Source organism: Fastidiosibacter lacustris (assembly GCF_003428155.1).
GTDB classification, from domain to species: Bacteria; Pseudomonadota; Gammaproteobacteria; order Francisellales; family Francisellaceae; genus Caedibacter; species Caedibacter lacustris.
In genome coordinates this window covers 11,344-30,747 of sequence record NZ_QLIR01000015.1, presented here as the reverse complement: position 1 = coordinate 30,747, position 19,404 = coordinate 11,344, and the positions used below count along the sequence as shown (strand labels likewise).

16 protein-coding genes are annotated in these 19,404 nt (G+C 35.5%); 5 read left to right on the top strand and 11 right to left on the bottom strand.

What is annotated here, in order from left to right; translation table 11 throughout:
* Positions 1–39: 39 nt before the first annotated feature.
* Positions 40–993, bottom strand: coding sequence for a DNA-directed RNA polymerase subunit alpha (locus tag DNJ77_RS07570; protein WP_116964392.1), 954 nt, complete (start codon positions 991–993; stop codon positions 40–42).
* Positions 994–1,255: 262 nt separating this feature from the next.
* Here DNJ77_RS07570 and DNJ77_RS07565 point away from each other — a divergent pair, with 262 nt between their 5' ends.
* The gene (locus DNJ77_RS07565) at positions 1,256–2,101 is read left to right on the top strand and encodes a 2OG-Fe(II) oxygenase family protein (RefSeq protein WP_116964391.1); all 846 of its coding nucleotides are present in this window, start codon (positions 1,256–1,258) and stop codon (positions 2,099–2,101) included.
* Here the strand turns inward: DNJ77_RS07565 and DNJ77_RS07560 are convergent, their stop codons facing one another.
* The 4 genes from DNJ77_RS07560 to DNJ77_RS07545 all read right to left on the bottom strand — a co-directional run bounded on the left by DNJ77_RS07560 (position 2,102) and on the right by DNJ77_RS07545 (position 6,552).
* Entirely contained in the window at positions 2,102–3,160 is a 1,059-nt protein-coding gene (locus DNJ77_RS07560) for an HlyD family secretion protein (protein WP_116964390.1), read from the bottom strand. It abuts the gene before it with no gap.
* Positions 3,161–3,180: 20 nt separating this feature from the next.
* Positions 3,181–4,074 carry a GTPase Era gene (era, locus tag DNJ77_RS07555; protein WP_116964389.1) on the bottom strand — a complete coding sequence of 298 codons (894 nt, stop codon included), beginning with the start codon at positions 4,072–4,074 and terminating at the stop codon, positions 3,181–3,183.
* Positions 4,075–4,284: 210 nt separating this feature from the next.
* Positions 4,285–5,439 carry an acyl-CoA desaturase gene (locus DNJ77_RS07550; protein WP_116964388.1) on the bottom strand — a complete coding sequence of 385 codons (1,155 nt, stop codon included), beginning with the start codon at positions 5,437–5,439 and terminating at the stop codon, positions 4,285–4,287.
* 102 nt (positions 5,440–5,541) lie between these two features.
* Positions 5,542–6,552: a glucokinase gene (locus tag DNJ77_RS07545; RefSeq protein ID WP_116964387.1), complete on the bottom strand. Its 1,011-nt coding sequence runs from the start codon at positions 6,550–6,552 to the stop codon at positions 5,542–5,544.
* A 207-nt stretch (positions 6,553–6,759) separates the two neighbouring features.
* On the opposite strand from DNJ77_RS07545, the gene DNJ77_RS07540 reads away from it, so the two are divergent.
* On the top strand, positions 6,760–7,248 hold the full coding sequence (locus DNJ77_RS07540; RefSeq protein ID WP_116964386.1) for an IS1 family transposase: 489 nt from the start codon (positions 6,760–6,762) through the stop codon (positions 7,246–7,248).
* Positions 7,249–7,272: 24 nt separating this feature from the next.
* Here the strand turns inward: DNJ77_RS07540 and DNJ77_RS07535 are convergent, their stop codons facing one another.
* On the bottom strand, positions 7,273–7,773 hold the full coding sequence (locus tag DNJ77_RS07535; protein ID WP_116964385.1) for a hypothetical protein: 501 nt from the start codon (positions 7,771–7,773) through the stop codon (positions 7,273–7,275).
* A 328-nt stretch (positions 7,774–8,101) separates the two neighbouring features.
* Between DNJ77_RS07535 and DNJ77_RS07530 the strand changes: the two genes are divergently transcribed.
* Positions 8,102–9,295 carry a multidrug effflux MFS transporter gene (locus tag DNJ77_RS07530; protein ID WP_116964384.1) on the top strand — a complete coding sequence of 398 codons (1,194 nt, stop codon included), beginning with the start codon at positions 8,102–8,104 and terminating at the stop codon, positions 9,293–9,295.
* Here the strand turns inward: DNJ77_RS07530 and DNJ77_RS07525 are convergent.
* Positions 9,274–9,828: a DNA-3-methyladenine glycosylase I gene (locus DNJ77_RS07525; RefSeq protein ID WP_116964383.1), complete on the bottom strand. Its 555-nt coding sequence runs from the start codon at positions 9,826–9,828 to the stop codon at positions 9,274–9,276. The genes DNJ77_RS07530 and DNJ77_RS07525 overlap by 22 nt on opposite strands.
* 102 nt (positions 9,829–9,930) lie before the next feature.
* On the opposite strand from DNJ77_RS07525, the gene mfd reads away from it, so the two are divergent.
* Together mfd and secB are read left to right on the top strand one after the other, a co-directional pair.
* A complete protein-coding gene (gene mfd / locus DNJ77_RS07520) occupies positions 9,931–13,386 on the top strand; it encodes a transcription-repair coupling factor (protein ID WP_192877948.1) in 3,456 nt (1,151 codons plus the stop codon).
* 224 nt (positions 13,387–13,610) lie between these two features.
* Complete coding sequence (gene secB, locus DNJ77_RS07515) at positions 13,611–14,072, top strand: protein-export chaperone SecB (RefSeq protein WP_116964381.1); 462 nt, start codon at positions 13,611–13,613, stop codon at positions 14,070–14,072.
* A gap of 1 nt (position 14,073) precedes the next feature.
* On the opposite strand, the gene DNJ77_RS07510 is transcribed toward secB, so the two are convergent.
* From DNJ77_RS07510 to secD, 4 genes are all read right to left on the bottom strand, one after another.
* Positions 14,074–14,835 carry a methyltransferase domain-containing protein gene (locus tag DNJ77_RS07510; RefSeq protein ID WP_157966644.1) on the bottom strand — a complete coding sequence of 254 codons (762 nt, stop codon included), beginning with the start codon at positions 14,833–14,835 and terminating at the stop codon, positions 14,074–14,076.
* Between the two features lie 64 nt (positions 14,836–14,899).
* Positions 14,900–16,234, bottom strand: a complete 1,335-nt coding sequence (locus DNJ77_RS07505) for a chloride channel protein (protein WP_116964379.1) — start codon at positions 16,232–16,234, stop codon at positions 14,900–14,902.
* 249 nt (positions 16,235–16,483) lie between these two features.
* Positions 16,484–17,443, bottom strand: a complete 960-nt coding sequence (secF, locus tag DNJ77_RS07500; protein ID WP_116964378.1) for a protein translocase subunit SecF — start codon at positions 17,441–17,443, stop codon at positions 16,484–16,486.
* A 9-nt stretch (positions 17,444–17,452) separates the two neighbouring features.
* Positions 17,453–19,399 (bottom strand): protein translocase subunit SecD, encoded by a 1,947-nt coding sequence (gene secD, locus DNJ77_RS07495; RefSeq protein ID WP_116964377.1) that lies wholly within the window; start codon positions 19,397–19,399, stop codon positions 17,453–17,455.
* Between the last annotated feature and the right edge of the window lie 5 nt (positions 19,400–19,404).

The window sequence follows — 19,404 nt, the reverse complement described above, 5'->3', positions numbered from 1 at the left end:
TTTTGGTTTACAGAACAGAACCTAATATTGACGACTCTACTATATTAAATCCCTTGACCAATCTCCAACAATTGTGCCTAATGAGTATCCATACGAAGAAAGTTTTTCTTTAATTTCATTTAAAGATTTACGTCCAAAGTTTGGTGTTTTCATAAGCTCAGATTCCGTGCGTTGAACAAGCTCACCAATATAACGAATATTCTCAGACTTCAAGCAGTTTGCAGAACGCACAGTTAAGTCTAACTCTTCTACTGTTTTTAATAAAAACGGATCAATTTTTGGTTCTTCTTCAATGTGCAAACGTTCAGCTAATGCTTCTTCATCAACAATTCTAGACATTTGAGATTGAATCTTTTGTGCCGCTAAACTCAATGCCTCCGAAGGTGTCAAGCTGCCATCTGTTTGCACATCTAAAATAAGTTTGTCCAAGTCAGTTCTTTGTGCAACACGCGCGTTTTCAACGTTGTAATTGAGACTGACAACAGGTGAAAAAGAAGCATCTAACATAAAGTAACCATCTATAAAGTTCTGATTTGCAGGTTTATAACCAGCACCTGACTCTATCCATCCTTCAATGCTAAGCTTATCTTTTCCTACATATTGGCAAATAAGCACATCAGGATTTAAAATCTCTACACCTTCTGATAAGGTTAAGTCTGCAGCGTATACTTCACGAGCTTTTCCTGATAATTTAATACTTATATTACCAGTGGTATGAGCTGAATCCAGTTTAAACTTAATGATTTGCAAATTAAGCAATAACTCTTCAACTGATTCAGTTGTTGCTAACTTGACCTCACTATTCACACCATCGTTAAATTTAACTTTTGTTAACGATGCACCTGATAAAACGTGTAACATGATTTGCTTTAACGAAAAACCTAAGGTATGACCAAAGCCACGCTCCAAAGGCTCTAAAGTAATCTTTGCTTGATTGCCAATTCTTTCTTGATTATTCACTGTTGTTGGATGCAATAAATGCTCTAATGCCATTCTCTCATATACCTTTTACTTTTGCATACCTAACATAAACAACCACAATTTATTAACAATAAATCATTATATAGTAATTTATGAAAAGGATACGGGTGTCAGAAATTTGCAGTATTCTAGCAAATTTTTACCAAAAAACCTAAAAGAAAATCAATCTAAGTAAAAAAAAATGGTATTTATTATCATCTCTTTTACCATTTATTGACATCATCTTACTCGCTCTTTAGGATAGCCAAAACTTGGTTTAATCATAAGGTATTTTATGAAAATTTTAAACGTTGATTTTTATGCAGCAAATGCTACAAAACTTTTTACTGACTCATTAAAACAAACGGGGTTTGCAGTATTAGAGAAACATCCTATTGATTGGCAGTTAGTTGAAGAAGTTTATACCGAGTGGCGTCAATTCATTAACTCTGATGCTGCAAAAAACTATTATTATAATAAGGATACACAAGATGGTTACTTTCCACTTGATGTCTCTGAAATCGCCAAAGGTGAAATAACTCGTGATATTAAGCATTACTTCCATTTATATTTTCCACATGGACGATATCCAAAAGAAGTTTCCAATCAAGCACGAGAACTGTTTAATCAACTTTTCACGTTAGGAAAAACACTATTGCAATGGATAGATAGTCATATGGATCATGCAGTATCTAACAAGCTCGCAATGCCTTTAGTTGATGCGCTGTCGCTAGAACGTACACTCTTTAGAATTCTGCACTATCCTGCTATCCAAGGTGATGAAGAACCAGGTGCAATTCGAGCTGCTGCACATGAAGATATCAATCTCATTACATTACTACCTGTTGCATCTTCTCCAGGATTAGAAGTTTATTCGCATAAAGAAGATAAATGGTATGAGGTACTTTGCAAACCACAATCAATCATTATTAACATCGGCGATATGTTACAAGAAATGACTGATTTTGAGTACATTGCGACAAAACACCGTGTTATTAAACCAGAAGGTGAAGCACTAGGGATTGATCGGATGTCTATTCCTTGCTTTATGCATGCTAAACCTGAAGTTTATCTTTCCAAAAGGTACCCAACTGCAGATAGTTTTTTACAAGAAAGATTGATTGAGCTAGGCGTTAAATAATTAACTGTTTGTATCGACTTGAACTGTGGCAGATGACCCAACTCGTAAATGTGGAACTTTATTTATTTCCCCTTTATCTAATATAACTTTAACTGGAAAACGCTGCACTACCTTCACCCAGTTCCCAGATGCATTTTCAGGTGGAAGAAGCGAAAATATACTACCACTTCCTTCAGAAATACTTTGAATTGTGCCACTTAGTTCGACATTTTGATACATATCCAATCTAATCGTTGCTTTTTGACCAACTTTCATGCGTGACATTTGAGTTTCTTTATAATTTGCATCTATCCAAAAATGCTCATTACTTACCAATACAAATAAATTTTGATTTTGGGTAATCAAAGATCCATGCTGTAAATTAAAATTGGTAATAAAGCCAGAGGTAGGTGCATAGATTTTGGTATAGCTCAGGTTAAGTTCAGCGGTAGACAAGTTTGCTTTCGCTGCTGCAATTTTAGACTGCTGTAATACCAATTGCTTTTGTTGTTGGGCAATACCTGCAAGCGCAGCATTTACATTCGCTCTGGCAACCTCTAAATTCCCTTTCACCTCGTCTCCATTTTCTTGAGATGCCATGCCTTTAGATACAAGTTTTATGATCCTTATTTCTTTTTGTTCAGCTACAAACTGCTGTGCTTGAGCTTGTTTAAGTTTAGCTTTCTGTACTTCAATATTATCTTCAATTGCAGCTACCTCCTGTTCTAAGAGGATTAAATCAGCCTTTGCTTTATCTTGTGCATATTGAAAACTCTGTGACTCGATAGTAAATAAAAGCTGCCCCTTTTTGACCTCTTGATTGTTTTCAATATATAGCTTACCAAGTTTACCTGTCACTTGTGCTGATATTTGAATAATATTGGCATTTATATAAGCGTCATCTGTTGATGGATAGATTTCTGTATATTTTACATAAGTATAAAAACCACCAACACAGACAACTACGACAATTGCTAAAACTAGATATTTAATCCATGCTTTATTTTTTCTATTTTCAATTTGAGCATTTTCAGTTACAAACGATGTATCAGCCGTGGATATATTATCACCTTCTGTCATTTTCCATTACCTTTTTAAAATTACAAATCATATCCCAATGATTTAAGTGCACGCTCATCATCTGACCAGCCTTCTTTGACTTTAACCCATAATTCCAAAAAGACTTTTTTCCCCAGCATATATTCGATATCCTTGCGTGCTTCACTACCAATTTTCTTGAGTTTTTGTCCTTTACTGCCAATTACCATTGCTTTTTGTCCCATACGCTCAACCAAAATCGTTGCAAAAATTTCCATTAATTGACGCTGTTCATCAAATTTACATTTATTGATCTCAACCGTTAATTGATATGGCACTTCCTGACCTAAAGTGCGCATAAGTTTCTCACGGATAATTTCTGCGATCATAAAACGCTCTGTACGATCAGTAACTTGATCTTCAGCATAGAAAAAGTGTTCACTTACAGGTAAGTACTGCTCAATTGTTTGCTCCAACTCTGTGATTAAATGCCCTTGTTTTGCCGAGATCAAAAAGCTCGCCGCGAAATGATATTTTTGTCTTATTTGTTTTTCAAACAATTGCTCTTGCTGGCGATTATGTAGTTGATCAACTTTATTAATAACCAATATCACAGATACCTTAACGCTCCCAAGTTTTTGCAAAATCCATTCTTCAGCAGCTGTCCATTTACCCACTTCAACAACAAATAGCACGACATCAACATCGTTGATTACACTCATTGCTTGCCTATTCATCATTCTATTAATTGCTCGTGGCTCATCTTGATGCAAGCCTGGAGTATCAACATAGATAAACTGTGCATTTTTAACGGTTTTAACTCCTGTAATTTGATGCCTTGTTGTTTGTGGTTTGCGGCTAGTTATGCTGACTTTATACTTTAAGATATGATTAAGCAATGTTGATTTACCTACGTTAGGTCGCCCAATAATTGCAATATAGCCACATTTTTTCATTCTAACGATTGCTGTCCTTATAAATTTGTGTTTATTGTAGTCGTACACTTGCATGTTGTCGAACAAAATCATGAGACCTATGTTGCATTGCAAGGTTTAAACTAATCGTGGACTATAAGATAATCACTCACATTAAATGTTAAATGACTGCCTGCTAAAACAGGTAGTTATTGACCCACCATCATTTAGATGGGTGGGAGGAATTTTAAACTATGCAACTTTTAATTTAGCAACCTTGACAGATGAGTTTGAAAGTGTGCGCCATAATTTACGTTCGGTTTTAAATTTCTGTTTCAATGACTTATAGTGCTCTTTTAACTGTAAAATTTGGGTGGCAGATAACTTATCTTTTTTAGCTTGTAACCAAGCTTGTTTGGCTTTTGCCCACTCCTTGATACTATCAAAAAGCACTTTATACTGATCCTCCAACCTTTTCTCAAAGTCAACGACGAGCTTAATATAGCGTTTGTCTTTAATTCTACTTTGTGCTTCTTTTAGTTGCATGGATGCTCTTGCTGCCTCAATAGCAGGCTTAGGTATTGTTTTTAAATCATATGCCCAACCAATTTTGGATGCTCCATAAATCAACCACTTAGATGGATCAAAGTCGTACCACTTCACTCCATTGCGATAGTCACCTGCATATTTGTGATGATAGTTGTGATAACCCTCCCCATAAGTAACTAACGACAAGATTGGATTATCACGCGCGGTGTTTTCGTCTGAAAATTTTTGCTTACCCCAAATGTGTGCAAGTGAATTAATAAAAAAAGTAAAGTGATGATTGAGCACCAAACGCAATAATCCTGCTAATAACAAACAACCACCAATACTACCGTAGCTCGCACCAATAAGTATGGGCAAAATCACGCACATAAAAATTGCTAATAGAACGTAATATTTATGCTGAAAAGCAACAATTTTATCATTTTCTAAATCACTTACGTTCTCAACTTGCGCCACTTTTTTAGGTAAATGACGTAACATCCATGTAAAGTGACTATACCAAAAGCCTTTTGTTGCTGCATAAGGGTCCATTTCTTTATCATCGACAAAACGATGATGTTTACGATGATCTGAGGACCATTTGATAATGCTGTTTTGTAGCGCAGCTGCACCAAACAACATGAAGAATATCTTCAATGGTGCTTTTGCCTTATAAGCACGATGAGCCCATAATCGATGGTAACCCGCTGTAATCGAAACTCCAGTTGCTATCATAAAAAAACTAAACCAAAACCAATCTGCTGCTGAAAATCCATAGCTAATTGCATAATATGGAATAAAAATAACAGCAGCAATAGGAGTCAACGTTAAGACCAATACACTTTTTAAGTCTATTGGTTGTTTTAATATTTTCTGCATATTTTTACCTTCATTAACCGTCTATATATAATCAAATTGGACGTTTTAAAATAAACCCATTTTGCATGGGTATCATATAGGATATTGGTAAAATTGCCAGGATTATTTTTTGCACAATGATAACGCAAATTCGGCAGCCCCCTTGATACCAACGTCAGTATCCATAACAACAAAAATAGGAATTTCTTTCATTAAACCAGATAACCTCCCCTTATCTTGAAAGGTTTTCATGAAACGACCATCCTGCATTTGTGTAATAATTTTAGGTGCAATTCCACCAACAATATACAATCCACCTTTTGGTAAAGTAACCAGTGCCATATCACCTGCAACTGCACCATATACACGAATAAATATATCCACGGCTCTTAACGCCATAGGATCACCTTTTTCCAACGCATACTGAGTAATAAGCTGAGCATGGTCAATCCCTTTGTGCATATCTCGCTTTAATTCTGGCGACTCAGGCTGGTTATACAATGGATTTGCAACGACATATTTATAGATGTTAATAAGACCAGGACCACAACAAATTCTCTCGATTGAAACCCGATGTAGCCGCTTTTTCAAAAATTGAAATAATCCAATTTGCTCATCATCTACTGGCGCAAAATCTTGGTGTCCTCCTTCGCTTGGATAGACTAAAGTTTGACCGTTATGTTTAGTTACAATTCCCATCCCAATTCCTGTGCCTGCCCCTACCATGGCTATTGGCGCATCAGGATCAATTTCCGCTTTTTGTAGACAAATTAAATTGTTTTTTTCTACCGAATCTAGACCATAACCAATCGATGTAAAATCATTAATTAATCTTACTTTGCTTTTATCCAAACAAAGCACCTCTGCTAACTCATTCTCGGTTAAACCCCAGGGTAAATTCGTAAATTCAATTGCTCCATTTTTAACAGGACCTGCAACTGCAATACACACAGCTTGAATCTTGGATCGATCAAATGTAGCCTCTGCCAAAAACTGCTCAATGATCGCAGATAGACTTTTAAACTCAGCTGCCAAATATTTTTTGGCAAAGATTATTTTCGCTTTTTTACTTTGATGCTCCGTTATTTGAAGGCGTGTATTTGTGCCCCCGACATCTCCAGATAGTACGATCATTATTATGTTAATACGTTAGCTTTATTTCTGAGTCTAGCTATATAATCACTGTTTGAGCTAAATGTAAATCCATCTGTTATGACATTCTTATTACTTTAAACTTATTACTTTAAGAAAATATTTTAACTTAGCATTAAATGAGTTCGACTTAAAATTGCGGGTAGTGTTATCATCTGGCACATTTGTTTTTATAATCCCAAATCAAAAATGGCAAAAATTGATGTACGTTACAGGAATTGCAACTCAATAAAAACAGTTAAATCAGGTAAAAACCAATTGAAATCTAGTCCAAATGGTACGCAAAGATATCCCTGTCAAGGTTGCAGAAAGTACTTTCAACTTGAATATAAAGCACTAGGTCGGCTGCCCAAGATAAAAGAAAAAATTATTGATATGTGTAGCAATGGTAGTGGTATACGAGATATAGCACGTGTTTTAAAAGCTAGCACAAAAACCGTGATTAATACGATAAAAAAAGCCTTTAGATTGTTGAAATGTAACCGGAGCTTTATTCCCGGTGAATATCATGATATAGGGAAACGTAATACACAGAAGATTGAACGCAAATTTTTAACATTTAGAACCAGAATAAAGCAATTTGCCAGGAAAAGTATCTGCTTTTCAAAAAGCGAGTTAATGCACGATACCGTTATCGGGCTTTACATTAACCGTATTGAATGGGGTAGAAATATCTAAAACGCTAAAGTAAGACACTACCGGCTATTTGACTTTCGGGGTGTTTATACTAATCACATCATTATTTGTTTTGTTTAAAATTTGTTGCGCTTGAACAACTTTTTGTATAAAAGTTGCTTCATCTAATTGTTGTAACTTTTCCAGCCCTTTACTATTAGGACTAACGTTGTGCAAAGCCCAAGTTTTAAACTCATTAAAAGTCATTAGTTTATTGCTGTCGTTTATAATACTAGTTTCCTGAATATCATATACAGTTGACTCTTCTGCCTGTTGGGGTGAAAAACCCTTAAAATAAAGATCAGTTAACCCCGATGGATATAAGCTCAAATAATAGTCTATAAAATTGACCAATTTAAGGTCATTAATATATTGCCCTGCATATTGATACTTGTGTACAACCATTTTAGTTTCGTATCTTGGAGTGGTTTGACCACTTGGAATATAATTCCCAGATGCATCATAAGCGTCAGCAAAAACCTCACTGGAAATTAAAGCTAAGGTTATGGGTAAAATTATCTTTTTCATAATACCTCCTTATGCATACTGAGTGGTTAGTTTAAAGTGTGCTGGATATATACATGTTTTTCAACTCACACACATGCAGCTAATAGACAATACTACCAAATTTCTTTTGCAGATGATTCTCCATGTACATATGTGCTATCGTTATTAATACTATTCATAACTTTTCCTCCTTGTTTTCTTACTTGTGTAAGGTTTGATAAATGATAAGCATCAATCGATTGACTTTCCCAATCTAAACTTTTATTTTACAAATATCAACGTATTTTCAAATAAAATTACAAATTAAAAATACAATTACATAGATATAAAAAATAAATAAGGTAAAAATATGCTAAACATGAAAACCTCGGCTACTGCCAAGGCAATATTCGTTACAATTATTATGGTAACATCAATGTTGGGAATTTTTATATCCGACATTTACGTTCCTTCTTTACCAAACATTAGTAATGATTTTGGGACAAGCACAAATTTGCTTGCTTTTAGTGTCACCTACTATTTTATTATGTTTGCCTGTGCCCAACTTATATATGGTCCTTTATCTGAGCGCTTTGGTCGCCGCAAAATTTTCCTGCTTGGGCTCTCCGTTAGCATTGTTGGCACACTTATTACCATTTTTAGCATTAATTTTAGTATGCTTATGATCGGACGCACATTTCAAGCCATTGGAATGGCAGCTCCAATGTCTTTAGGGCGTGTTATATTACGTGATGTCATTCCAAATGATATCAATTATGCACGATTTATGTCATTTATGAGCATAGGCATACTCATAGCACCTGCTTTGGCTCCCATTTTAGGCGCATTCTTAGCCCATATATATCACTGGCGTGCAGATTTCGTCTTTATTATCATTTTAAGCCTAATTTGCTACGGTCTTGCTTATTTTTACCTTATTGAAACATTATTAAATCCTCAAAAAAGACTATCAGCTAAACTATCGCTACAAACCTATATTTGGGTAATTAAAAATAAAGTGTTTATTAAAAACATGGTAATTACAAGTACGATTATGAGCGCTATTATTACTTATTTATCTATAAGTGCATTTTTATTTCAATACTATTTTGGTCTAAGTGAAATCGATTATGCAATCGTCTTCGCTGTAGGAGAGACTTTTATTGCTGTTGGTATGTTTATTAACGGCATTGCCTTAAAATACATACCTATTGAGAAGGTTCAACGTCTAGCGATTTTTTTATTTTTCTTCTCTGGAATATTGATCACGATTCAAGCTATATTTTTCACAACTAGCCTTTCCTTTATTATGATTGCGGTGATTATTTTTAACTTCTCAGCGGGGATTATCTTCCCAACCAGTAGTGCTTTAGCTATTGTTACGTTTAAAACACGTATAGGTGCAGTTGGTAGTTTATACGGCTGTCTCAACATATTGGCTGCTGGCTTAATTAGTGGCGTTGCTCTAACCCTCCCTATTACCCCTAATTTACTCATTGCGCTATTAATTCTAGTTATGTCAATCGTTGCAATCTTAGTAACTTATTGTGTCCGTGACAAATAGCAACTTTTTATATGATCATTCACCATACCAGTTGCTTGCATAAAGGCATAACATATCTTGGGACCAACGAATGTAAAACCATTTAATTTTAGCCATTTACTCATTGCTTGTGCTTCATCTGTAAACGCAGGAACGTCATGTTGATGATAATAAATATCTTGGTTTTCTGGCGAAAATGTCCATAATTTCTCAACCACAGATAGATTCTCTTTAAGTTTAAGCCAACATCTTGCATTATTAATTACACTTTTAACCTTTAAACGGTTGCGAATAATGCCACTATTTGTCAGTAATAACTCCATATCTTCAGTGCTCATTAATGCCACTTTGCTGATTTCAAAACAGTGAAATGCTTTTTGATAAGCTTCTCTTCGCTTTAAAATCGTTTTCCAACTCAACCCAGCTTGTGCACCTTCCAACGATAAAAACTCAAATAGTCTTTGCTCATCATACAAAGGGATGCCCCATTCATCATCATGATAAGCAATCATATCAGAATCATCTTCAGCCCATAGGCAACGCTTTATTTTCATTTTCTATATTCCTGTTTAAATATTAAGAGTTTGGTAACTTTTATTGCGAACCTTAACATGAGTCTTTAAAATAGCGTAATTTGAAAAGTAAGTCCCATATTAATGCAACTGTTACCCCATACAACACGCAATATTTTCGCTAATGCTCAAACAACATCAATCTCTTTAGCGTTAAGCGAATATATCAACCAAAATAGTCTTTGTACACACTTAGTTATTACTGAAAATGCACAACTTGCACTACAACTTTATGATGAGCTAAGTTTTCTATTAACAACTCAAGACGTTGTTTATTTTGCGGATTTGGAGATTCTGCCATTTGACCATTTTTCCGCTTCTGAAGACGTTATTTCTTCCCGCTTAAGTACTTTAAACCGCATCCAAAACCATGATCAACTGATTATCATTGCAAATGCCACCACACTTTTAAAATACTTACCCCCACAATCTTTTTTAAATCAACAAAGTTTCGTAATGAAAAAAGGTGATCGGCTTGACATTACTCAAAAAAAGCGTCAATTAGAAACAGTTGGTTACCAAAATGTATCACAAGTTATTAGTCGCGGTGAGTTTAGCGTTCGTGGCAGTATTTTGGATATTTTTCCAATGGGATCAGATGAAGCATATCGTATTGATCTATTTGACGATGAAATAGACAGCATTCGCACCATTGACCTAGAAACTCAAAGATCAAATAATCTGATTGATAAAATTCAGATTTTACCAACGCAAGAATTTGTCCTAGATAAGAAAAGCTTGGATCAATTTGCACAAAATTGGTTTTCGTTTTTACCACACGCCAAGTCTCAAAATCAAATTTACCAACAGATTATCAAAGGTCAAAGCATCAGTGGTATTGAGTTTTACTTGCCACTTTTTTATGAAAGGTTATGTACTATTTTTGATTATGTACCCCAAAAGACAATTGTTCATAGCATTTATAACTGTCAACAAGCGCTTGAGCGTTACTATCAAGATATTATCATTCGTCATGACCAACTGGCTCATGATCATCAGCGACCCATTTTGAGATATGATAAAGTATTTTTATCAGTAACTGATTTTAATCAAAAACTTCAAACCTTTAACCACATCAAATGGCTTAAAAACTATAAGCCAAAAGCAAATAATCTTATTACTGCGCCCATAACAGATATTCATGTGCATTATCACTATAAAGAACCCTATCAAAATTTATTGGATCTACTCAATGGTCAAACGTTTAAAAAAGTGATTTTCTGCGCTGAAAGCAGTGGTCGTAAAGCTTTACTTTATGAAAACCTAACAAAACTTCATCTTAAGCTACATCACCACACTAACTGGTCGGAAGCCATATCCACTGATGAGCAGTACATCATCATCGTAGCACCGTTTACGCAAGGAGTAATTCTTAATCAAAACTACGCTATCATTACCGAGTTTGATTTATTTGCAAGTCACAGTGCAATTAACTTACGCTCCCGTAAAATAAAAAAAGATATTGAGAATTTTCCAACTGTAGCGTTAAAGGATCTATCGGAGCTCACTATTGGTAGTCCTGTGGTTCACATTGAACATGGTATTGCCCGTTATGATGGCTTGACCAAATTAGATGTCGGCAATCAAGAGACAGAATTCCTCACTTTAAGTTTTAAAAATGATGAAAAACTTTACGTGCCTATTTATGCTTTACACCTTGTTAGTCGCTATAGCGGTACAGACCTTGAGCATGCACCAATTAGTAAATTGGGTTCCGATCAATGGGAAAAGGAAAAAGAAAAGGCTGCTAAAAAAATTAATGATGTTGCAGCTGACCTTTTAGATATTTACGCTAAACGTTTGCTTAAAAAAGGCTATGGTAATATTTTTAATGAAAACGAATATCTTGCTTTTTGTGAGGGATTTCCTTTTGAAGAAACACCTGATCAAGCTATTGCAATCAATGATGTAATAAAGGATATGATCACTGAAAAGCCAATGGATAGATTGGTTTGTGGTGATGTGGGTTTTGGTAAAACTGAGGTTGCAATGCGAGCTGCTTTTATTGCTATCAACAATAACAAACAAGTTGCCATTTTAGCACCTACCACATTGCTTGCACAGCAGCACTTTGAAAATTTCAGTGACCGTTTTAGTGAAACAGGTGCTAATGTTGATGTTTTATCTCGTTTTAAAACCACACGCGAGCAAGGTGATGCCATTGAAAAAATCAATAATGGAATGATTGATATTATAATTGGCACCCATAAACTATTATCCGATAAAATTAAATTTCATAACCTTGGATTATTAATTATTGATGAAGAGCATCGTTTTGGTGTCACACACAAAGAAAAAATGAAAGCACTGCGTACGAATATAGATATTTTAACCATGACAGCAACGCCTATTCCACGTACGCTTAACATGGCATTTTCAAATATTCGTGATCTATCGGTTATTTCAACACCTCCTGCTAAACGACTCTCTGTTAAGACTTTTATAAGGCAGTTTAATATCAGCATTATTCGTGAAGCGATTATGCGTGAAACCTTGCGTGGTGGACAAGTTTATTATTTACATAATAGTGTCATCACCATATATGACAAATCAGAGCAATTACAACAAATTTTTCCTGAAATTAAAATAGCTGTTGCACATGGACAAATGCGTGAACGTGAACTTGAAAAGGTCATGTTCGAATTCCAACAAAATCGTTACCAAATATTAGTTTGTACAACAATTATTGAAACAGGTATTGATATCGCTAATGTTAATACCATCGTCATCGAGCGTGCTGATAATTTTGGCTTGGCACAATTGCATCAGCTTAGAGGTCGAGTAGGTCGCTCACACCATCAAGCTTATGCTTATCTACTTACACCACCTGATGTTTCACTGACCAAAGATGCTAAAAAGCGGCTAGAAGCAATTGCTGAAACGCAATCTTTAGGTGGTGGTTATATGCTTGCAAATCACGATCTGGAAATTCGAGGCGCTGGAGAAATGCTAGGTAAAGAACAAAGTGGCAACATCCAAAGCATAGGCTTTAATCTCTACATGGATTTATTACAAAAAACAATTAATGCTTTACAAAAAGGGGAAACATTTGATGCAACAAAAATTAATCAATCTTTCCAGAGTGATGCGTCTATTGAACTTCGCATTCCAACGCTTTTTCCAGAAGAATATATTTTTGATGTTCACACACGTTTAGGACTCTATAAACGTATCTCTAGCGCTATGACTTCAGATGAACTCAATCAAATTAAGGTAGAAATCATTGATCGCTTTGGTTTGTTACCTGAATATGGGCAATACTTATTTGATATTACTTATCTTAAGCTAAATGCCACTGCAATTGGCATTCAAAAAATTGAAATGCACTCAAGTGGTGGCAAGATCAGCTTTATTACACCACTTAAATTTGACCCTATTCATTTGATCAAAATCGTCCAAATGCAAGCTCAAGATTTTCAGTTAAGTCAAGCTCAAAACCTCTTAATAAAAAAAGCATTACCCCATGCAAAAGAGAGAATTGCATTTATCAATCACTTTATTACCAAGCTTGAAAAATCGATTGTACCTTCGGCTACATAGGATACTCATACAAAAGGTTAATTAAGAACCAATCACCATCAATCACAACGTGATATTTAATCTATGGCTTTTACTCTTTTTTACATATAAATTGTATTTGCCAATTTAGGTTAATTATAAATACAGTACTTAAGCATTTTTGTTGCCAGTAAAGTGGTTGGACTTTGCTATGCTATGAGGCATAATAGTTCAATAAATCATGACTCGTTAAACAGGAAACCAAAATGGAAAACACACATAGCGCTAAACCTAATTTTGTTATTCAAAAAATTTATACTAAGGATATCTCATTTGAAGCGCCAAGCACCCCAGATGTATTTAAAGCACAATGGCAACCAGAAGCCAATATAAATGTAGACACTAACTCCAAGAAACTGGAGGGTGGGAATGTTTACGAAGTAGAACTCAGCTTAACCGTGACTGTAAAAAACAAAGACAAAAATGCATATTTAATTGAAGTATCACAAGCAGGTATTTTTACATTACAAAATATGCCAAAAGACCAAATTGAGCCAATGTTGGGTGCATTTTGTCCAACTACATTGTTCCCATATGCTAAAGAGACTATCGACAGCCTTATTAACCGTGGTGGCTTTCCTCAAATTAATTTAGCACCCATTAACTTCGATGCACTTTATATGCAAAGACTTGCTCAACAACAAGCAACTGAACAAACGCAACATTAAATTAAGTTTTCCTATTTCTAAGGGAAGACTGTAATTGCTCAAAACTTATCATCGCTTCACCATCTATTGTTTTTGTAGCCAGACTTTTTCGACTTTTATAAGCATAACCATAAATAATTTCATAACTGATATTTAACCCTTTTTTCTCCAATCGAGCTATAAATTGCTGCCAACGAGTTTTGCCTATAAATGTACGGCGCATTTTGGTATCGGCTAATGGCTCACCTAGACTTCGAATATCGCTAAATAATATAGTTAAATTATCATATGACAAAGTCAAAATTTCAGCATCAACTACTGGATTTTGGTAATACTGTTTTAGCAGTAAATCACCTAAATCGTGTAAATCAACCATTTGATTGATATGGGGATACGAATCTATGAATTGCCAGGCTTTTTTTAACTCTTGCAAAGTTGTGCTACCAAAACTTGTAAATAAGATGATCCCTTCCGGTTTTAGCCAATTTTGCCAGTTTTTTAAACATTTTACGATGCTCTCATTAAGGTGAAGCAAACAATTTGAAAGAATTAAATCAACTGGTTGTGATAACTCTGTTATGATTTTGGCATCTGTAAACCAGACTTTTAAATTTGTCAGATCTTCTGCACTCAATCCCTCAACATAAATGATTTTAGGAATTATTTTTATAAAACTAAGCTTATCGAGTAACCGCTTACCTATTTCAAGCTTAATAAAGCTTAGTTGGCTAAATCTTTGTTTGTTTTTAATAGAATGTTTATTGAATAAATTATAATCAAACATGATTGACATCATCGTTTTATAAAAGTGCCCTATTGTAACGAAGCTTTATGTAAATACCAAAGGTCTATTTCTCCCCCCTTAACTTATCTAAATAGCGCAACGATAACATATGATAAATAGGTTCTTTACAGACAATTCTTGAGGTAGCTGTACCTAACAGCGCTGCTAACATAATCGGTAACAGCATTCCTGTTGAAACATTACGTGTCATTTCAGATACGATGATAAAACACGTAATTGGGCTTTGCACAACGCCTGAGAAATAAGCAACTGTGCCAATTAAAATCACTGCACTCGCATATTTATCTGCAAACAAAAAACTCATCATATGTCCAAATCCTGCACCTGCGGATAAAGATGGCGCAAATATCCCACCAGGAATACCACTAATGAAAGATAACAACGTCGCAATCATTTTCCATAAACCAAAAAAAGCAGTTATATGTGTATCATAACCATTTAATAACGCTACTGCAGTATCTTTACCACTGCCATAAATAATACCACCTGTTAGTACACCAATCACAGCAACAACAAAGCCAATGCTACCTGCAAAAATAATTGGATACCTACGAATAATCCTAATAGATGCTGCTGATATTATTAGAAGCATTTGACTAAAAAGTCCACCTAAAAAACCACATGCCACAGCAACAACGATTATAATAATCCAACCACCACCTAAAATATCCAAAGTAGCAGAACTTGCACCAAAATAAGCATAATTACCCATGATTTCTAATGACACAAAACCACATAGCACGACTGTTGTAATCATCGTACCTGTAATCCCTTTATCAAATGAACCAGCAAGCTCTTCGATTGCAAACACAACTCCGGCTAATGGTGCATTAAAGGCTGCTGCAATTCCAGCTGCACCACCTGCTAATAACAAACCTTTCTCGGTATCTTCACGATTAAATTTTTCTAATCGACCTAAAAAGTGCATCACTGATGCACTCAATTGAATTGTTGGTCCTTCTCGACCAATCGATGCACCACTTAAAAAGCCTAGTGCTGTCAACATAAACTTCCCTAAGGCAATACGCATCGAAACAAGCCTGCTACGTCGTTGCATATTTTTAACTTTTAAGGCCGTTATCACTTGTGGAATACCACTGCCTTCTGCACCATCAAAATATGTTTTTAATAAGTAAATAATAACCATAAAACCAATTGGCATAATGAAAAGTGGCCAATAAGGGTGAGCTTGGCTAAGTGCATTAAAGCTATCATTTAAATTGTCACAAACATAGGCAAATAATACGCATATCAGACCTACCAAAATCGCTCCACCCCAGAAAATCAAACGCCTACGCCACGACGAAAAAGACATAAGCTTACGGGATTCAGTAAAGATTTTATCCTTTTTTAGCGCTTTTAAAGCAAAATATTTCATGAAATGTATCTGCGTTGGGTTTAAGGCAAAATGGCTTTACGCATTTTACGCTGGATTCCTTTGAAAAAAAAGCACAAATTGATTACTTATTATGACAAAATTAGTCAGTTCATTAGCTATTATAAAAGCATAAAAAGGTGTGAAATAACATGTTGCTTTTGTTCTTGTGTTATTAAATAATCATCATTGAACGATAGTAGGGTTTAAATAACTTAACACTGCCATATGATTGAATTTTACGAAATGATCTCATTCATTCCTATCGCTATCAGCTAACTTTTGTGGTGGCAGTAAAGATTCACGTTTAAGACCAAACAGGACAGCTAATACACCTGCAACATAAATTGAGGAGTAAGTTCCAACGATCACACCGAGAATTAATGCTAAAGAAAATTCGTGTAATGAAGGTCCACCAAAGAAATAAAGTACAACCACCACTAGCAATGTTAAGCCTGAGGTCATAATCGTGCGTGACAAAGTATCATTTACTGAGCGGTTAACTACCTCAATCACACTTGCTTTACGCATTTTACGGAAATTCTCACGTACCCGATCATAAATCACAACCGTATCATTTAACGAATAACCGATTACCGCCAATACTGCTGCTAAAGTTGTTAAAGTAAATTCCAATTGGAAGGCTGAAAACACACCCAAAATAATAATTGGATCATGAATAAGCGCAATGCCCGCACTAATTGCAAATTTCATTTCAAAACGAAAGGCGATATAACCAACGATACAGATCATGGCTACTAGAAGTGCTAATAAACCATTTGTTGCCAACTCTTTACCAACCTGAGGTCCAATATAATTCAAACTTGCAACCTGAGCTTCACTGCCTAGCGTCGCTTCAATTCTTTGCTTTAACAGCTGCTGTGCTGACTGACCTTCCTTATCAATCATCACTTGATTGTTTTCATTTTTTTGAATTGGTAGTTTAATCATCAAGCTATCGACTGAGCCAAAAGTCGTCACTTGTGCGGTAGGAAAACCATCTTTGGCAAGGATTTTTGCAACATCTTGCGTTGATGGTGCTATTTTATAATTGACTTGGACCTGATAACCTCCAGTAAAATCCAGTCCCATATTCAAACCACGCACAATTAAAAAAATGATTGATAATCCAATTAATATGATCGAAACAAGAGCAGTCCATTTGCGGATGCCCATAAAGTCGATATTTGTTGTATGCCTAAAAAACTCCATGCTGCACCCCTATATCCCAATTGATAATTTTTTAAGATTACGCCTAGAACCATATATCAAATTGGTCATCGCACGTGATACAGTCACCGCTGTGAACATGGAAGTGATAATACCTATAATAAGTGTTACTGCAAACCCTTTCACTGCTCCTGTGCCAATCGCAAACAAAATGATTGCTACAATAAGCGTTGTCACATTGGAGTCAACAATCGTCCCAAATGCGCGCTCATATCCTGCTGAAATTGCGCTTTGGACCGGCATACCATTTCTAAGTTCTTCTCGGATGCGCTCAAATACCAACACATTACCATCAATCGACATCCCAAGATTAAGCACAATACCAGCAATTCCTGGTAACGTTAAAGTTGCTCCTGGAATAATCGACATAATTGCAATAATTAAAATCAAGTTAAGCACTAATGCCACATTGGCGATCATGCCAAATAAGTGATAGTAAATTGCCATAAACAGTACAACCAAAACAAGCGCTACAATAATTGAAATCATTCCCTGGTCAATGTTTTGCTTACCTAGTGTAGGTCCAATTTGTTGCTCTTGAGCAATATGCACAGGAACTTGCAACGCACCTGAGCGAATCATAAGTGCTAAGTTATTTGCTTCACGCTGATCAAGACCTGTAATTTGAAAGTTTGCACCTAAAGCCGTTTGAATAGTTGCTGCATTGACAAGTTTTTCTGTTTTTTCAATACTATTGACTTCTTTACCCTCAATGACTTCTTTTTTATACGTTGTATTAACAAGCATAACACCCATTAGATTACCAACATGTTTACTGGTTATCTCCCTAAAATGCCCTGCCGCATCTGAACTTAATTGCACCGCCACAATTGGTTGACCTGTTTGATGATCAACTCCAGGTGAAGCATTAACAATCGAGCTTCCACTGACAACAGAACTTCCTTCAAGTTGATAGTAAAATGTATGTCCACTTGAGATTAATGGATACACCTTAATACCCTGCTCTTCTACTTTCAAGCGATCGATAACAGGAGAAACGATATAGAAACTCGCAGTAGATGTGCCTCCTAATATTTGTTTTGCTCGAGCTGCATCTTGAAGACCAGGTAACTCAATAATCACACGTGAGTCACCTGATGCAGCAACAGAAGCTTCTGCTACACCTAGTGCATTAATACGATTACGCATAACAGTCACAACCTGTGAAATGGCTTCTTGCTTGATTTGTGCAATCAACTGGCTATTAAAGCTTATTAGTAGCATTTTGTCTTTAAGCACGCTATAAACAAGCTGGTTATTTTGTGTTTTAGTGTAATCTGACTTTAAATAATTGACAGCCTTATCTAAATCCCCGCTACTTGCAAATTGTAAGGCAACATAACCAATGCTGCTATACGTCACAGGCACGGAAAAATCTTTGCTTAATTTAATTTTTTGACTTGCTTTGAGCTGTGATTCCGGTGTAATTGTGAACTTTTTAAGTCCCTGAACAATACTCTCTAAAGTATTATCTAAACGCGCGTTAATTGCCGATTGTGTATCAGCTTCTAACACCAAATACATTCCACCACGCAAATCAAGTCCAAGATTCATGGGTTCAGCACCTAATGCTAATAGCCAGTTTGGCGTATTGCCTGCCATGTTAAGGGCAACAATATAATCATTACTAATCGACTTTTGTAAAAGCGTACGTGCCGCTATCTGATCTTGTGCATTTGAGAAACTAACTTGCACAACTGTACTTGATTCTTGATGCAATGATTTATATGGGAGCTTTTGTTGCTCTAATGTATCTTTGATTTGACTGATAAGAGATGCTTTAATTGTGCCATCTTTTGGTGATATTTGTAATGAAGGTGTTTCACCAAACAGGTTTGGTAAAGCATAAATGATTGCCAAAATAGCAATCATTAGAATCATCAAATATTTCCATAAAGGATACTTGTTAACCGCAGCTTTTTGTCTAGGATGAAGCATAGTCA

Coding starts and splice junctions, on each gene's coding strand:
- mfd (WP_192877948.1), top strand. CDS start 9,931: ATGCAACTGTTACCCCATACAACACGCAATATTTTCGCTAATGCTCAA.
- secD (WP_116964377.1), bottom strand. CDS start 19,399: ATGCTTCATCCTAGACAAAAAGCTGCGGTTAACAAGTATCCTTTATGG.
- DNJ77_RS07570 (WP_116964392.1), bottom strand. CDS start 993: ATGGCATTAGAGCATTTATTGCATCCAACAACAGTGAATAATCAAGAA.
- DNJ77_RS07505 (WP_116964379.1), bottom strand. CDS start 16,234: ATGAAATATTTTGCTTTAAAAGCGCTAAAAAAGGATAAAATCTTTACT.
- era (WP_116964389.1), bottom strand. CDS start 4,074: ATGAAAAAATGTGGCTATATTGCAATTATTGGGCGACCTAACGTAGGT.
- DNJ77_RS07565 (WP_116964391.1), top strand. CDS start 1,256: ATGAAAATTTTAAACGTTGATTTTTATGCAGCAAATGCTACAAAACTT.
- DNJ77_RS07550 (WP_116964388.1), bottom strand. CDS start 5,439: ATGCAGAAAATATTAAAACAACCAATAGACTTAAAAAGTGTATTGGTC.
- DNJ77_RS07530 (WP_116964384.1), top strand. CDS start 8,102: ATGCTAAACATGAAAACCTCGGCTACTGCCAAGGCAATATTCGTTACA.
- DNJ77_RS07525 (WP_116964383.1), bottom strand. CDS start 9,828: ATGAAAATAAAGCGTTGCCTATGGGCTGAAGATGATTCTGATATGATT.
- secF (WP_116964378.1), bottom strand. CDS start 17,443: ATGGAGTTTTTTAGGCATACAACAAATATCGACTTTATGGGCATCCGC.
- DNJ77_RS07510 (WP_157966644.1), bottom strand. CDS start 14,835: ATGTTTGATTATAATTTATTCAATAAACATTCTATTAAAAACAAACAA.
- secB (WP_116964381.1), top strand. CDS start 13,611: ATGGAAAACACACATAGCGCTAAACCTAATTTTGTTATTCAAAAAATT.
- DNJ77_RS07540 (WP_116964386.1), top strand. CDS start 6,760: ATGGCAAAAATTGATGTACGTTACAGGAATTGCAACTCAATAAAAACA.
- DNJ77_RS07535 (WP_116964385.1), bottom strand. CDS start 7,773: ATGAAAAAGATAATTTTACCCATAACCTTAGCTTTAATTTCCAGTGAG.
- DNJ77_RS07560 (WP_116964390.1), bottom strand. CDS start 3,160: ATGACAGAAGGTGATAATATATCCACGGCTGATACATCGTTTGTAACT.
- DNJ77_RS07545 (WP_116964387.1), bottom strand. CDS start 6,552: ATGATCGTACTATCTGGAGATGTCGGGGGCACAAATACACGCCTTCAA.